Annotated in this window: 15 protein-coding genes; 2 read left to right on the top strand and 13 right to left on the bottom strand. The window is 58.3% G+C overall.

Annotated features, from left to right (window positions below):
- Window positions 1-38: 38 nt before the first annotated feature.
- The 4 genes from AB4Z24_RS13400 to AB4Z24_RS13415 all read right to left on the bottom strand — a co-directional run bounded on the left by AB4Z24_RS13400 (window position 39) and on the right by AB4Z24_RS13415 (window position 2982).
- On the bottom strand, window positions 39-425 hold the full coding sequence (locus tag AB4Z24_RS13400; protein ID WP_441708889.1) for a hypothetical protein: 387 nt from the start codon (window positions 423-425) through the stop codon (window positions 39-41).
- 441 nt (window positions 426-866) lie between these two features.
- The gene (locus AB4Z24_RS13405; RefSeq protein ID WP_441708891.1) at window positions 867-1736 is read right to left on the bottom strand and encodes a HesA/MoeB/ThiF family protein; all 870 of its coding nucleotides are present in this window, start codon (window positions 1734-1736) and stop codon (window positions 867-869) included.
- Window positions 1733-2248, bottom strand: coding sequence for a hypothetical protein (locus tag AB4Z24_RS13410; RefSeq protein ID WP_441708893.1), 516 nt, complete (start codon window positions 2246-2248; stop codon window positions 1733-1735). The genes AB4Z24_RS13405 and AB4Z24_RS13410 overlap by 4 nt, the downstream gene beginning before the upstream one ends.
- Window positions 2245-2982 carry a hypothetical protein gene (locus AB4Z24_RS13415; protein ID WP_441708895.1) on the bottom strand — a complete coding sequence of 246 codons (738 nt, stop codon included), beginning with the start codon at window positions 2980-2982 and terminating at the stop codon, window positions 2245-2247. The genes AB4Z24_RS13410 and AB4Z24_RS13415 overlap by 4 nt, the downstream gene beginning before the upstream one ends.
- Before the next feature lie 129 nt (window positions 2983-3111).
- On the opposite strand from AB4Z24_RS13415, the gene AB4Z24_RS13420 reads away from it, so the two are divergent.
- Window positions 3112-3507: a helix-turn-helix domain-containing protein gene (locus AB4Z24_RS13420; RefSeq protein WP_441708897.1), complete on the top strand. Its 396-nt coding sequence runs from the start codon at window positions 3112-3114 to the stop codon at window positions 3505-3507.
- Window positions 3491-4450 carry an ImmA/IrrE family metallo-endopeptidase gene (locus AB4Z24_RS13425; RefSeq protein ID WP_441708899.1) on the top strand — a complete coding sequence of 320 codons (960 nt, stop codon included), beginning with the start codon at window positions 3491-3493 and terminating at the stop codon, window positions 4448-4450. The genes AB4Z24_RS13420 and AB4Z24_RS13425 overlap by 17 nt, the downstream gene beginning before the upstream one ends.
- A 540-nt stretch (window positions 4451-4990) precedes the next feature.
- Here the strand turns inward: AB4Z24_RS13425 and AB4Z24_RS13430 are convergent.
- From AB4Z24_RS13430 to AB4Z24_RS13470, 9 genes are all read right to left on the bottom strand, one after another.
- Window positions 4991-5668 (bottom strand): ABC transporter ATP-binding protein, encoded by a 678-nt coding sequence (locus tag AB4Z24_RS13430; protein ID WP_441708901.1) that lies wholly within the window; start codon window positions 5666-5668, stop codon window positions 4991-4993.
- Window positions 5665-7260, bottom strand: coding sequence for an ABC transporter permease (locus AB4Z24_RS13435; protein ID WP_441708903.1), 1596 nt, complete (start codon window positions 7258-7260; stop codon window positions 5665-5667). Before AB4Z24_RS13435 ends, AB4Z24_RS13430 begins: the two co-directional genes overlap by 4 nt.
- A gap of 4 nt (window positions 7261-7264) precedes the next feature.
- Window positions 7265-8281 (bottom strand): extracellular solute-binding protein, encoded by a 1017-nt coding sequence (locus AB4Z24_RS13440; protein ID WP_441708905.1) that lies wholly within the window; start codon window positions 8279-8281, stop codon window positions 7265-7267.
- The gene (locus tag AB4Z24_RS13445; RefSeq protein ID WP_441708907.1) at window positions 8278-9312 is read right to left on the bottom strand and encodes a YVTN family beta-propeller repeat protein; all 1035 of its coding nucleotides are present in this window, start codon (window positions 9310-9312) and stop codon (window positions 8278-8280) included. The genes AB4Z24_RS13440 and AB4Z24_RS13445 overlap by 4 nt, the downstream gene beginning before the upstream one ends.
- Complete coding sequence (locus tag AB4Z24_RS13450; RefSeq protein WP_441708909.1) at window positions 9309-9938, bottom strand: family 16 glycoside hydrolase; 630 nt, start codon at window positions 9936-9938, stop codon at window positions 9309-9311. The genes AB4Z24_RS13445 and AB4Z24_RS13450 overlap by 4 nt, the downstream gene beginning before the upstream one ends.
- 86 nt (window positions 9939-10024) lie before the next feature.
- Complete coding sequence (locus AB4Z24_RS13455) at window positions 10025-10954, bottom strand: DUF1259 domain-containing protein (RefSeq protein ID WP_441708911.1); 930 nt, start codon at window positions 10952-10954, stop codon at window positions 10025-10027.
- Between the two features lie 18 nt (window positions 10955-10972).
- Window positions 10973-11293, bottom strand: coding sequence for a hypothetical protein (locus AB4Z24_RS13460; RefSeq protein ID WP_441708913.1), 321 nt, complete (start codon window positions 11291-11293; stop codon window positions 10973-10975).
- 69 nt (window positions 11294-11362) lie between these two features.
- Entirely contained in the window at window positions 11363-12694 is a 1332-nt protein-coding gene (chrA, locus tag AB4Z24_RS13465) for a chromate efflux transporter (RefSeq protein ID WP_441708915.1), read from the bottom strand.
- Window positions 12691-13515, bottom strand: coding sequence for a chromate resistance protein ChrB domain-containing protein (locus AB4Z24_RS13470; RefSeq protein ID WP_441708917.1), 825 nt, complete (start codon window positions 13513-13515; stop codon window positions 12691-12693). Before AB4Z24_RS13470 ends, chrA begins: the two co-directional genes overlap by 4 nt.
- Window positions 13516-13535: the final 20 nt, after the last annotated feature.

The raw sequence follows: 13535 nt of genomic DNA on the forward strand, positions 1-13535 counted from the left end.
AGCCGGCACAATAGAGAACTCGCGCTATTGATTGGCGCTCATTCTTCCAGCTCCTCCAGCATCATGGATCCAAGCTCATAGATGGTGTTGAAATCAGCTATCAGTTGAGAGTGAAAAACAATTCGACCTGCTTCTTCAATAATGGAATGCTGCATGAGAGGTTGCCATGACGTGAGCAGCGTCTGGTGATTCTTAAGTTCGGCGTGCTGGGTGTAATTTGCCGCTGCGAACGCTACATTCATTGCCAACTGTAGCTCGTTGTACCTTGCGACATTTGCCTGAGCGATGACGTATGGCGGGATGTAGAGCGGAATCCTGTCAGCGAGCGCATATCCAGGCAAGATTGTCAGCGGCGCCGAAGGCGCGAAAGATGAAAGCCTGAACCTGCAGCTCGGCCTCGTGGCGAGTGTCGCGATCAGGCGCATGCTCGAGTTCAGGCGGAAGATTCTCGAACACGTTCCGAACACAGCGGTGGAGGCACTGCAGCCTCCGCACAAAGCCATTGACGCCGAATTCTCTTCCCCTGTCTGTCGTCCAAGGATGATCGATATACGCCTGCCGCAACTTTTCGTACCGATCATCGACAGCCGCGTAACCTTCTGCAAGCTGGTTTACTTGCTCCACCGTGAAAAACATCTGAGCCCCCCGTGTTGCGGGTTTCGTTGGATAGATTTTAAAGGCGTCGGCATCTCGGGGGTATTTGCGCCGCAGTTCATCCACACGAAAAAAGCTCCTGGTTATCGGTCGACGCTTCCAGAATTCGGTAACCAGCTCCTTTGAATTTACGCCTTAACAGAATTCGATGTCGCCGCTCACGCATTCATCGGCAGTCTCATGCTCGACTGTGATGACCGCGATCATTGCTGTTATTTATCGCGCGGCAAACGAAGATGCGGAATTCTAAGATACCGTTCGACGTCGAGGGCAGCGCCGCGCCCTCTGTTCTGACAATACGGGCAGCCTTCATCTGGCTTGTCGCGCCTGCTATTTACCGTACCCAAATGCCCTTTGAAGTCCAAGAACCGTGACGGCGGGCGCATTCCTGTGACGGCGACCATCAATTCCATGACGCCAAGCGCGGCGATGACGCCATTCAAAGGCGCAATAGATGGGCCGGTTTGCCCGAGCGCGGCGGTTTTGATTCCATAGATCGCATCCTTGCGCTCTTTCTCTTCCGTCGATGACAGGTACTTCCTGACGGCGACCGGGTCGAGTTCTCCCAAGCAATGAAGGCAGCCCTTACCATCCCAGGACACGCAGACGCGTCCGCCATACGAACGACCGTCAGCAACGTCTGATGCAAGATCAATATAGTGCTTCGAGTATGCTGCGCAGAGTTCGTTCAGGATGAACCGCGGCCCGTCATCGTCAAAGCACCCGATGACGTATTCCGACCGTTTTATTAGATCGAATGCCTCAGGCGAAACGAGTGCGTGAGGACATTCGATGACATTCACATCCGGATTAATCTCGCGGATGTTCCGGGCGACCAAAGCGACTTTCAAACTCCCAGGCACCGGATCATCGTGGCGAGCGCCCACGAAGCGATTACGATTCGATTCTGAAAGATCTTCGTCGTCAATCAGCCCGGCTTCTCCCACGCCGAGGAGCGCGAGATGTTGCGCCACCGGGCTGCCAAGACCGCCGGCGCCCGCAATTGTCACCTTGGCCTGGCGTAGTCTGTGCTGACCTTCCTCGCCAAACAATAAGATGTTGCGGTGATACCTATCATTCACGACCAGCCTCCGAGCGAAAAATTGGTAGGCTTCAGGAGGCGGTCGCCAGCCATCAGCGCATCGAGAGGCCGCGGCGTCTTGGGGTTGTCATACCATACGAGCGCGTCAAATCCCGAGGCAGCCACAACAATGGCAAGATATGGTCTCTTCTTCAGTCGCCACCACATATGCGGCACGGTCTCCCGCAATCCCAAGCGATCCGACGCCGAAAATCCCGCCCGCCAGGGCCCCGGGTGAGAATGCATCTCAAGCAGGCATGCCTGCGCATCGTGCGCCTTCTTGATCAGGCGCGTTCGCGTGCTATCCGCAAGTTCCAGGTAGTCCGGTGCCTGCACATCAAAGTCCTGGCCCGATAGTTTCTCGACGTCGCTCGCCTCGAACATAATCTGGCCGGAGCACTGCGCCTCGTGCAGGAACACGAAAGCCGCTTGTTCGAGTTCAGAATCGGGCTTCAGCAGATGACTCATCAGCTCATCGTGGAGCGCAGCGCGCATCTTCAGGATTGTCTTCACTCGCCCTCCTGCAGCCGGGTAGCAAAACTCCGGCACCAAGCCAGCAGGTTCGAGCCCTTTTGCGGTTCGCTCTTGGCGCTCCAGTCATCAACCGACCACGAAAGATGACGCCATGCGCCCGGAAATGGCGGCGGCTTGGGCGGGTCGCTAGCGTTGTTCGGGTGGCTGCCCCTGAAGTTCAGATCCGCCGGAATCAAAAACCCATATGGCGGCGCTCCCGGGAAATCCGCCTTGACCTGAAAAACTACGGACGAAGATTCGGCCGCGCTAGCCCCGATTTGCCAGCCAAGCGCGAGCGGATAGCCCGGGATGAGAAACCAATCCTCCCCGTCGTGCTCGATGTGCTGGATATCAGCGTAACGTTCGCGCAGGAGCGCCAGCTCCTGTTCGATACGCAAACGCATCAGTCCACGCTTCCATTTGTGCTTCTTGCCGAAGCCGTGCCCCGGCTTGATATACACTACTTCGCCGGGAGCCAGCGTGCGCTCGACGTTCTGGTCATCGACCTCGATTACGCCCTGCGCAGCATCCCATCCCCCAAGCTGGGCGATCTGCTCCGTCGATATCGTATCGCTACTCCAAGGAAACTCCTGTCCCTCAACCATTAGGAAGTATTTCTGTTCCTTGTCTGAGCCGCCGGAACCGTCCTTGCGATCGTGGTCCGGCGGTAAAGCCGCCTTTGCTGCATGGCCATCCATCGTCATCATTAAATCTCCACTGTTCGGTTTGGCCATCCAAAGGCCTTGATGCGTGATTAACCAAGCTTGCTTGATAAATCAAGCAAAATCTACGCACGCTTGACGAAGCAAGCACGCTAATGCTAAAAACGCTTAATAAACAACAACTTCGGAGGTGCCTAAGCCATGGAATCCAAAGGCGAAACGAGTCCAGCCGGCATGACGCTAGGAAGGTATCTCGCCTCGATTCGAACGGCACGAAAGCTCACGCTGCGCGAAGTCGAGGAGGCGACGAAGCGCGAAGTCTCCAACGCGTACTTAAGCCAAATTGAGAACGACAAGATCCAACAACCGTCTCCCAACATCCTGCACGCGCTCGCAGAACTTTATGTCGTCGACTACGAGAATCTGATGGAATTGGCGGGCTACATCACCGCCAGTCAGACGCGCAAACTTGGCCAGCGGCATGGACGCGTCGCCACTTTTTCCGAGCAAGACCTGACGCCTCAGGAAGAGGCGGAACTCGTCGAATATTTGCAATTTATACGTGGAAGGAAGAAACCGGGTGACCAAAGCAGATGATTGTAGCCTCGACCCGGAACAGCTTCGCGCGGTCGAACTGAAGGCAAAGAACCTTCTCGATCGCGCAGAGGCATGGGGCGTTTTGCCAACGCCGGTAGACATCATCCTAGAAGCAGCCAAGGTCAAACTCGCCCCGACAAAGGCCTTCGATCCTGCGCGCATCATGGCCTATTTGCAGGGGAAAGCTGCAAGCGTCGTCGCGACACTGCGCTCTGGCCTCTCCAAAGTGTTCGGAATCTACGATGCGGATGACCATATCATTCATGTCGACGATACGGTCGTCGAGGCTAAGCAGACATTCTTGAAGTTGCACGAGACAGGGCATGCCGAAATGCCCCATCACCGCAAGACCTTTCGCATCTTCCAGGATTGCGAAAAGAGCCTTTCGCCGGAGATTGCAAATCTATTCGAGCGTGAAGCGAACAACTTTGCGCGCTTCGCGCTGTTCCAGGGAACAACATACGCGCAGATGGCAGCCGACTCGCCGATGGCGCTCAATACACCCATCAATCTCCGCAAAAAGTTTGGTGCATCGGTCTATGCGTCGGCAAGAGAGTTCGCGAGCACGAACTCTCGCGAATGCCTCGTTATCGTGTGCGAAAAAGCTGAAATGCGGGAAGGGTTTGGCATCGTGTTTCCCATCCGGCGCATATTTCCATCAGCGCCGTTCGATCGCAGGTTTCCTGTTCCCGCCGACGCTTTTCTGCATCCCGACCATGCCCTGGGACCGATGCTTCCAATCGGCCGACGGCGCGTGAAGCAAACCACCGTCGGGCTTCGCGATCGAAATGGCGATCTCCATGAGTTGGTGGGCGAGGCGTTGGACACGACCTACAATACGATCATTCTCATATACCCCGTAAAGGCGCTTACCGCGTCGACCATCATTCTTCCACCGGGCTTTGTCGCAAATGCGAACTCTCCGACCGGGCGGGTTGTGTGACGCCCTGGTTACAAGGGTGAGAAGAGCACCATGCGGTAGCACCTATGTCCGCGAACCGGTTCAAAGCAGCTGTGACTTTTCGGGCATCTGTTTACTGAATATAAGAAGACGCGCACGGCAGCGTCCTCTGCACAACGACGGTCAAAGCCATTGATGTGCGACGCGTTTGAATTTTGTACTGCGCGCCGTAAGATAACCCGGCCAAGAATTTGTACAACACTCGCGTTGTGCGCCGGCACTGAGACCGCAAAGGATCAAACGGGTCGCGCAATACGGCCACAATAGTGACTGCGCAGAGTTTGCGGAAGTCGCAACCTTGCTGGATGCGCCGCTGCTTTGGGGGCGATGCCCCGACCGCATCACTTCTAACAGCGGACAGTCACTGCGCAACCTTGCGTGCCAGACGCGATGCTGACAGCACTTCGGGTTTCAGTGTATACTGGCTGTTGACGTCTGCCGCGCCGACGTCATGGGCCAATTCCGGAATAGGCGCGCTAACAAATTGCAGAACATGCTGCAATGGTGCGAGCGGTGGGGCAATCAGGCGGTACGGCCAGTGCGGGGCGTTGTGTCCAGACGCCCTTGCCGGAAATAGACGATGCGCGTGGCAAGCGCTGCGGCTTCGTCACGGCTATGCGTGACGTAGACCAGTGTGAATTTGAGCTCGCCGTGCAGCCGCAGAATTTCCTGTCTGAGCTGTAGATTGAGTTCTTCATCGAGTGTGGACAGCGGCTCGTCCATGAGCACGATGCGGGGTCTCAGTGCCAGGGCGCGCGCAAGTGCAACCCGCTGCTGCTGTCCCCCCGACAGCTCCGCCGGCCTTGCGTTAAGATAATCACCAAGCCGCACGAGTCCGACCATCTCCCGCACGCGTTCCTCGCGCTCGGCTTGGGGAATACCTTTTGCCCTGAGGCCAAATGCGATGTTTTCCGAAACCGTCATATGCGGCCAGAGCGCAAGATCCTGGAAGACGAGGCCGATCCCGCGCTCTTGAGGCTCGCGCAGGTTCTTATGCGCCGTGGCGACGAACTCTCCGTCGATCAGGATGTCGCCCGCATCCGGAATGACGAGACCGGCAATCAGATGCAGCACCGTTGATTTGCCGCAACCCGATGGTCCGAACAGGGCGACCCGCTCGCCCGTCTCAACCTTGAGAGACACGGTGTCGATGACGCGGTGCCCGTTATAGTCCTTCGATACCGCCCTGAGTTCGATCATGCCCGTGCTCTCCGTCTGCCATGCCCTGCCAACAGGGCGGCCGCCCCGAGCGGAAGCAGCGTGATCCCGATCAGAATGACGCACAGCGCGGCAATCATGCTCGGCGTACCGTTGGCCATCAGTGTCAGGATGCGGACGGGCAGAGTGTCCGAGCCGGGCGGATAAACCACCATACTGACGCCGAGATCGCGGAGGCAGAAGCCGTAGGCGATGATCCAGGTGGCGATGAGGCCGCGGCGCGCCAAAGGTACGATGATCTCCCGCAGCGTCATGAACCAGCCGGCACCGCTCATTTGAGCGGCCGCCTCCAGTGAGCGCGGAATCCGGTCCAGGATGGCGGACGTCATCCGCGTCGGAAGCACGGCGTATTGAGCGAGATAGCCAAAGATGACGATCGCCGGCGTGGCGTAGATGATATTGGTCATCGGCCTGTTCCACAGGCTGATGAGGCCGATGCCGACGACGGTACCGGGCAGCGTAAATAGAAAGAGCGTCAGCGCATCGACGTTGCGCCAGATGGGCAGCGCCCGGTGATGAATGAGGTAGCCCAGGAAGAAGCCGAGGAATGTCAGCAGGGTAGCGCCCACCGCCGCAAATACGAGGCTGCGCAGGATGCTGGCGCCCGCGCGCGCGAATGCTTCGGCATACGCATCGAGCGACCAGGATTGGGCGATAAGCACGGCGAGCGGCAGGACGACGGTCACCGCACTCCAGGCCAGGACCAATGCAAGGAGCGGGGTGCGCCAGCGTCCGAGCCTGATCTCATTACGTGCACCCTCGAACGTCACGGTTCTCAGTTCCGAGCCTTGCCCGTGGAGCAGCCGGTATTCGATGGCCAGGACCCCGAGCGTGACGACGAGCAATGGCATCGCGGCCGCCGTCGCTGCGCTGAAGTCGTAGAAGGCCGCAAATTGGGTCATGGTCTCGACCGCGTACACTGGGAAACGCAGATAGGTCGGGACGCCGAGTTCTCCGAGTGTCAGGAGAAAAACCAACACGGCGGCAAAGAGGATAGCGGGCGCTATCAAGGGCAGTGTGATGCGCCGAAGAACAGCGGGCCAAGGGCTAACCAGCCGGCCCGCATCCTCGAGCCGTGGATTGACCGCGCCGAGATAGGCGATGGTGAGGAGGATGACGATGGGCACGAATGTGGTGAACAACACTGACATGCAGCCCAACGGGCCGAAGAGCGCCGCTGACAGGGACCTCGACGCTTCAGGTGCCCAGGAGCTGATCCAGCCCGCGGAGCCGAGCACGGCGAACCAGGCGACCGCGAGCACATAGGGAGGTATGAGGAGCGGCAGGGTAAGCACCACCGTCAGGGGACCGCGATATGGCAGATCCGTCTTGCCGAGCAGGACGCCCAGCGGCACGCCCGCAATCGTCGCCAGGACAGTCACGGCAAGGGACAAGAGCAAGCTGTGGCGCATCAAACTGAGCTGGTCGCCGCCGGACGACCACAGCGCCTGGTAGGCCTTAAGGCTGAAAGCCCCGTCCACGACCACGCTGTTGATCAGCATGGTCAGCAGGGGCAACAGGCCGATGACGGCAAGCAGTGCGGCAGCCGTTGCCAGGGTTATGCGCTTGTCCAAGCCTTCAGCCCCCTTGAGCCCAGCTCTTGAGGAACGGCTGGATCGCCTGCAGTTTGGCCGCGACCTCGGCATAGTTCACGTTCATCACCTTGAGCGTCTCGATCGCGCGCAGCTGAGCGGGCGGCACAACGCCGGGATGCAGCGGAATCTGGGCGGCATCGGAGAGAGCAAGCTTGCGCTCGGTGTCTTTCGAGATGAGATAATCGATGAGCGTCCTGGCCGCCTCCGGATGGGGCGCGCCAGTAATCAGCACGGCGGCATTGGGCACGATGAGGCAGCCGATCTCGTCAGGTCCCTGGTCCGGGTAGATGAGCTCGACGGGCTGATGTTGTTGCATCCGGTTGACCGCGTCATCGCTATCCACAAGGCTGAACGCGAACTCGCCGCGCGCCACCAGATCGGCGCTGTCGCCATTGCTGGGCGAGAGCTTGATACCGTTGTCGCGCAGGGACTGCAGAAAAAAGCGCCCGCGCTTGTCGCCCCAGTGCACAAAGAGCGCGGCCATCTGGTCGGTCGTCGTGCCAAACAGCGGATTTGCGATCACGGCTTTGCCGCGCCAGCGAGCGTCCGTGTAGGCCAGGACAGAGGCCGGTTTCGGGTCGACATCACGATGCACGATGAGGACGCGGGCGCGTGCCGCAAATCCTGTCCAGTAGCCGTCGGGGTCGCGGAACGTTGCCGGGATCCCGCTGGCGTTAGGGGAGATATAAGGAGCCGCAATGTGCTGTTGTCGGAGGACCTCGGCGCGGACCGGCTCATTGGCCCAGTAGACATCGGCTTGCGGATTGTTCTTCTCGGCGATGAGGCGGTTCATCGCTCCCGCGCTCTTGGTTTCCTCCGTGTCATAGACCGCGCGCACGGCGATACCGGTATCCTTCTCGAAATCCTTCAGGATCGGTTCTGAGAAGACCTGGTCGTGGCTGACATACACCACCACGGTCGACGACCCAGTGGGAGCATAGAAGCGCCATGATACAAGTGCCGCCACGATCAGGACGCCGACAGCCGCGAGCCGTTTCATGGTTTTGCTACCGGCTGTTCCCGCGTCGCCTCGACATAGCCTACGGCCAATCTCTTGGGCGCTTTCACGACCGGCACATTCTTGATCAGCGAGCGCGTTTTGACATCGATCAGGCTCACGTCATTGGATGACGTGTTGCTCACCACGGCGATCTTGCCGTCGGGAGTGAACTCGATCCAGTTGGGGTTCCTGCCGGCCGCGAGCGTAGCGATCGTTTCCAGTGTCTTTGGATCGATTATGGTGATCTGGTCATTGAGCTGAGTGGTGAGCCAAAGCTCATTTCCGTCCGGCGTGACGCGAAGCCCATGCGCGACCATCCCGTCTTTGGGAAAGGCTTTGGGTTCGGGCAATACGATGCGGTTCGCCACCTCCTCTTTTTCGAGATCGAGCACGAGCGCTCCGTTCATCCAGCGAATGGTCTGAAACAGCGTTTTTCCATCCGGCGTGATGGCGGGAACCCTAGGCCAGGTAAAAATGGGAATATCCTTCACAGCCTGATTCGTTTGCCCGTCCAACACGGCGAGTTTTTCATCTCCTTCGCTTGTCACATAGACCCGTTTTGAAGTGGGACTGATGATGACGATGTGAGGGTTTCTTCCAACGGGGAGCGTGGAGACGATCTTGCGTTGCCTAATATCGACGATGGCGACGGCGTGATCTCCGTTCAGCGGCACGTAAAGAGTTGCACCATCTTGAGAGACGGCGAGCTGCTGCGGTCGGTTTCCGACTTTGATTGTCTCAGTGACCTTGTTCTCTTTCGGGTCGATGAAACTCAATGTGCCATCGCCCTCATTGGTGACGAAGATCTCGGAACCATCGGGAGCAATGGTAACGCCATGAGGCTTCGCCCCCGTAGTGATCTGGGCGACCTCCCTCTGATCCGAGATGTCAATGACGGAAATCTTCTCGCCTTCAAAGTTCGTCACGTAAGCGCGAAGCCGAGACTCGGACGCATCAGCGCAGAAGGACATTGCCTCGAGACTGAAGAGTATAGAAAGCGCGCCAATTGTGATCGAGTACACGCGGCTCATGGGTTGCCTCCTTGTTTTCCGTGACTGAAGTCGTCGAAGGCTGTGACGCTATCCGCCTTGGTCCACACGCCAACGGCGCCGGCGTCCTTCAATGTGTCGTCTGTGGCCTCAATGGCGACTTTGCCGTCGAACAGCACCTTGAACCTGTTGCCGTCAAACTCCACGCGCAGCGTGTGCCATTGATTGCCGGCGACTTTCATGTCGGCGCTCTTGAACTGGCGGCGGCTACCATTGATGGTGTGATAGATCGTAACATTGTCCTCCAACGCGTTGGCGCGGGCGACGTAGTAGTTGTCGCCGTCCTTCCAGCGCCAGACGAGCCCTCCGGCCTGATCTTCGCTGCCTGAGACGGGCTTGAATTTGACTTCGACAAAGCCATCCTTGAGCGACACATCATTCCGGACGCACCAGGGATAGTCCCCATTACCGGATTGTTTCAGGACCTGCGGTTTGCTCGGCGCCGATGCGTCCGCTTCAACCTTCCAGACCGGCGAGCCCTGGCCAGTCACGCCGCAGGTCCAGCGTGCCGGCGGCTTGCCCATTGGCGATTTGTCGAAGGTATCAGTGTCAGCGAAAGCTACAGTCGTCACTGCCATTGCACCCGCTGCAAAAAGTACAATTTTCATTGTTTTCTCCACCTTTTCACCGAGAAGTCATTCAAGCAGAATGGTGCGGACGGGAGGTCATTGCTTTCGACTCTTGTTCGCGAGTCCTACTTGGCTACGACCGCCTGAGCCTCGAGGACCGCCTTCAGCGCTTGCGCCAGGGCCGCAGCCTTGCCCTTTGCCCAGTAGTGCAAAAAAAGTATACGCGGCTCTTCCTGGCTCATGTGATGATGGATCGCGACGATGTTGACGCCTTCCTTGCGCATTGCTTTGAGGACTGTCTGAAGCTCGTTCTCCGTCATTGCAAAGTCGCCATCCACGACCGCTTCGTCGTTGGTGCCGGCGAATGCAGCCCAGGTGTTGACCCCCATTTCCTTGCCAACGGGCATCCCGTGCATTGTGGCTGGACGGCCAATGACGATCTTGAACATGCCGTCCTTGGCCTGCCCCTTCACGCCAAGGATTGTTTCAAGGGGCTCTGGTAAAATTGAGTTTGGCGAGCCGATCTTTCCAACACCGAATGCTTTCTGTGGCTCCGACTGAGCCGCGCGGATTTCTGCGATCTTGTCGTAGACCCTCTTCACGCCTTCAGCGAGCTTGCCGGCATCGCCCATGCCGCCGATGTGAATGAAGTAAACCTTGGGCTCGTCGAAAAAAAAGTGGTTGTGGAGGGCCGTCACTTCGAGGCCGCTGTCCAATGCGGCGCTCATGACGGGGTTCACTTCATCCTCGAATAGGACTGTATCGCCCATCATCATGGTCTGGCCGTCGTGGCCCGGTGTGAACGCCGCCCATGATGTGAGGCCCATAAACGGTGGCATCTGCCAGCCATCGACGCGGATTGCCACGTCAGCTCTTGGCTTTGATACCTTGAACACGTTTTCTTCTTTGTTGAAGCTGCCTTTGAGACCTGTTGCCGCTTCAATCTTGACTGTGTCGATTGGGGGCATATCTTCAGCATTTGCCCAATGCGAAGAAACGCTGAAAGCAATAATTCCGCCAAAGATGGCCGCTCTCAAAAGCAAACTCTGCTCCATAGTATCCTCCAGTTGGGACTACCAGCCGCGTGGCTGCATCTTCTGAATGTCGACGTCAAAGGGGACGGGATCGCCGGGAAACCGGAGTTGGTATTTTTTTCCGGAGGTCCAGACTTCTTTGCATCGGGAATCCTCGGGATTTGGCGCCTTGATGCAGAGCTGGCCTCGCTCAATCTTCCACTTTCCAAGAATTCTGCGGCCCAGACTCACGATTCGGACCGTCCCATCAGCCAAATATTGCTCCGAAAAATGCGCCTCGCTGATTTCCATGCCCGTGATTTTTGATTTGATCTCCGCGTCACTCAGTTCGCGGTAGCTATCCGCCGCCATCGTCGGCAACGGGCCTGCAAAAGATTGGGCAACCGAAAGCAAAACCACCGCTAAATACGAACTTCGCATACTGCTCTCTCAAATCCCTAGAAATCGGACGGCTAAGGCCGTAGTGGCCGCGACTGCCAGCACTGAAGGGATACCCCAGTGGCGTTTGAGCAGCAGAAAGCCAGCGAGCGACGACAACGCCACAACGCGCCAATCGAGTGAGGCCAATGTTGGCGTCCACAGCTTCAGCGGACCGGCCTTGATGAGCGTCACCTGTTTGAAAAAGACATGAAGCGCAAACCAAATCGCCAGATTGAGAATGACACCCACAACGGCGGCCGTGATGGCGTTGAGCGCGCCCTTGAGGCGCGGTTGATGTGTGATCCATTCGATGTAGGGCGCTCCGGCAAATATCCAGAGGTAGCACGGCGCAAACGTTGCCCAGAGCGCAACAAACGCTCCGAGCAACCCCATGCCGATGGCCGAGCCGCTGCCGTTGCGATAGGCGGAGAGATACCCGACGAATTCCGTCACAAGGATCAGCGGCCCAGGCGTGGTCTCGGCCAGCCCAAGCCCATCCATCATCGCACCCGCATCAAGCCAACCGTAGCGGGTGACAACGTCCTGCCCCATATAGGCCAGCACGGCATAGGCGCCACCAAAGGTAACGACTGCGAGTTTTGAGAAGAAAGCACTCATCTGCGAGAGCACATGGTCTCTGCCAAAAATGCCAGCGAGCGCCATCAGCGGTGCAAACCAGATTGCAAGCCAAATTGCGACCGTGCGCAGCGTTTCCGACGTTGCGATTAGGGCCGGTGCAAACGCAGTTTTCTTTGCGACTTCTGCGTTCGTTACCCGATAGAAACCAAAAAGAGCAGCGGCAAGCACGATCAGCGGAAACGGGACATTGAGAAAGAAGATGGCCACGAACGAGACTGCGGCGATGATCCAGTGCTCCGTTAGTTTCAATGCCCGCTTGGAGATCCGTAGTAGAGCTTCGATCACAATAACCAGCACTGCCGCCTTGATCCCAAAGAAGATCGCCTCGACGATCGGCACATTGCCGAAGGCGGCGTAGATCATCGAAAGGGCAAGCACGACGAGAGCGCCGGGCAACACAAACAGCAGACCCGCCGCGAGACCGCCTTTGAGACCGTGCAGTCGCCAACCGACATAGGTCGCAAGCTGCATCGCCTCGGGGCCGGGAAGCAGCATGCAAAAGCTCAACGCGCCGAGGAAATGCGCCTCATCGAGCCATTTTTTTTCATCGACAATGATCCGGTGCATCAGCGCAATCTGCGCCGTTGGCCCCCCGAAGGAGAGGAAACCGATCCGTGCCCATGTGGCGAGCGCCTCGTCAAAGCTCACGGGAGGCGACTGCGTGTCTGAAGAGGAAAATTTCTCCTGCGCGCCGCTGGTCATGCCTTGCTCCCAGTCGCCGGAGTAGGCCAGTTGTGCGTTTCATCAGTCGCGTCACGGGCCCAGCGGTAGAACCCATCATAGATCGGCATTGCCGCGGCAAGCTGCTCGAGGTCGTCCCGGAACATACGCGAGAACCCGAGCGACACTGCGAGTAGCCCGGCCGCCTCCGGGGCAAGGTCAAGCCGTGCGGTGTCCGCAGCTCGCACAATGGTCGCCAAATTGCGCAGCGCCGGAATGTCGAGGGCGAATTCTTCGAGCATCGTATCGAAGGTGCAAAGCTCGCCGCGATGGCTCCAGAAGACGCCTTCGATATCGAACGGTGTGGCCGAAAAGCGCTCGGCGACGGCGAGCACCTCAGGAGCCGCTACAAACAGGAACGCTGCGTTCGGGTCGACAAACCGGCGGATCAGCCACGGGCAGGCGATGCGATCAATCTTGGGGCGGGCGCGCGTGACCCACACGGTTCTCCCCTCGGCGTCGCGCTTCAGTAATTTCTCGGTACGCACGAGGGGGTGGTGTCCGCTTTGCCAGGCCGCGAATCCGCCTTCAAGGGTTTCAGCCGCGATGCCCTCGTGCCGTAGCCAAGCGGCTACGCCTTGGCTGAGCTTGGCGCCATTGCGGCAGATGACGACGACGGATTTCCCTTTGTAGGCAGATGCCCAAGTCGCCGGCTCTTCAGCGGGACGACGCACGGACGCTGGGATCAGTCGCGGATCGGCAGCGAAATCCTCATCGGCGCGTACATCGATGAGGGCAGGGCCATGCCCGAGCCCAATAAGTCGCGTCAATTGCGATACAGTGATTTCAGTTGGAGACGGCATACGCGCGCCCTCCCTTCAAA

The organism is Hyphomicrobium sp. 2TAF46, from assembly GCF_052114865.1.
Lineage (GTDB): Bacteria > Pseudomonadota > Alphaproteobacteria > Rhizobiales > Hyphomicrobiaceae > Hyphomicrobium_B.

What these genes read in the sequence shown, in the direction of transcription:
- AB4Z24_RS13400 (WP_441708889.1), bottom strand. Translation starts at nt 425, where the DNA reads ATGCGCCTGATCGCGACACTCGCCACGAGGCCGAGCTGCAGGTTCAGG.
- AB4Z24_RS13415 (WP_441708895.1), bottom strand. Translation starts at nt 2,982, where the DNA reads ATGGCCAAACCGAACAGTGGAGATTTAATGATGACGATGGATGGCCAT.
- AB4Z24_RS13420 (WP_441708897.1), top strand. Translation starts at nt 3,112, where the DNA reads ATGGAATCCAAAGGCGAAACGAGTCCAGCCGGCATGACGCTAGGAAGG.
- AB4Z24_RS13430 (WP_441708901.1), bottom strand. Translation starts at nt 5,668, where the DNA reads ATGATCGAACTCAGGGCGGTATCGAAGGACTATAACGGGCACCGCGTC.
- AB4Z24_RS13440 (WP_441708905.1), bottom strand. Translation starts at nt 8,281, where the DNA reads ATGAAACGGCTCGCGGCTGTCGGCGTCCTGATCGTGGCGGCACTTGTA.
- AB4Z24_RS13445 (WP_441708907.1), bottom strand. Translation starts at nt 9,312, where the DNA reads ATGAGCCGCGTGTACTCGATCACAATTGGCGCGCTTTCTATACTCTTC.
- AB4Z24_RS13450 (WP_441708909.1), bottom strand. Translation starts at nt 9,938, where the DNA reads ATGAAAATTGTACTTTTTGCAGCGGGTGCAATGGCAGTGACGACTGTA.
- AB4Z24_RS13455 (WP_441708911.1), bottom strand. Translation starts at nt 10,954, where the DNA reads ATGGAGCAGAGTTTGCTTTTGAGAGCGGCCATCTTTGGCGGAATTATT.
- chrA (WP_441708915.1), bottom strand. Translation starts at nt 12,694, where the DNA reads ATGACCAGCGGCGCGCAGGAGAAATTTTCCTCTTCAGACACGCAGTCG.
- AB4Z24_RS13470 (WP_441708917.1), bottom strand. Translation starts at nt 13,515, where the DNA reads ATGCCGTCTCCAACTGAAATCACTGTATCGCAATTGACGCGACTTATT.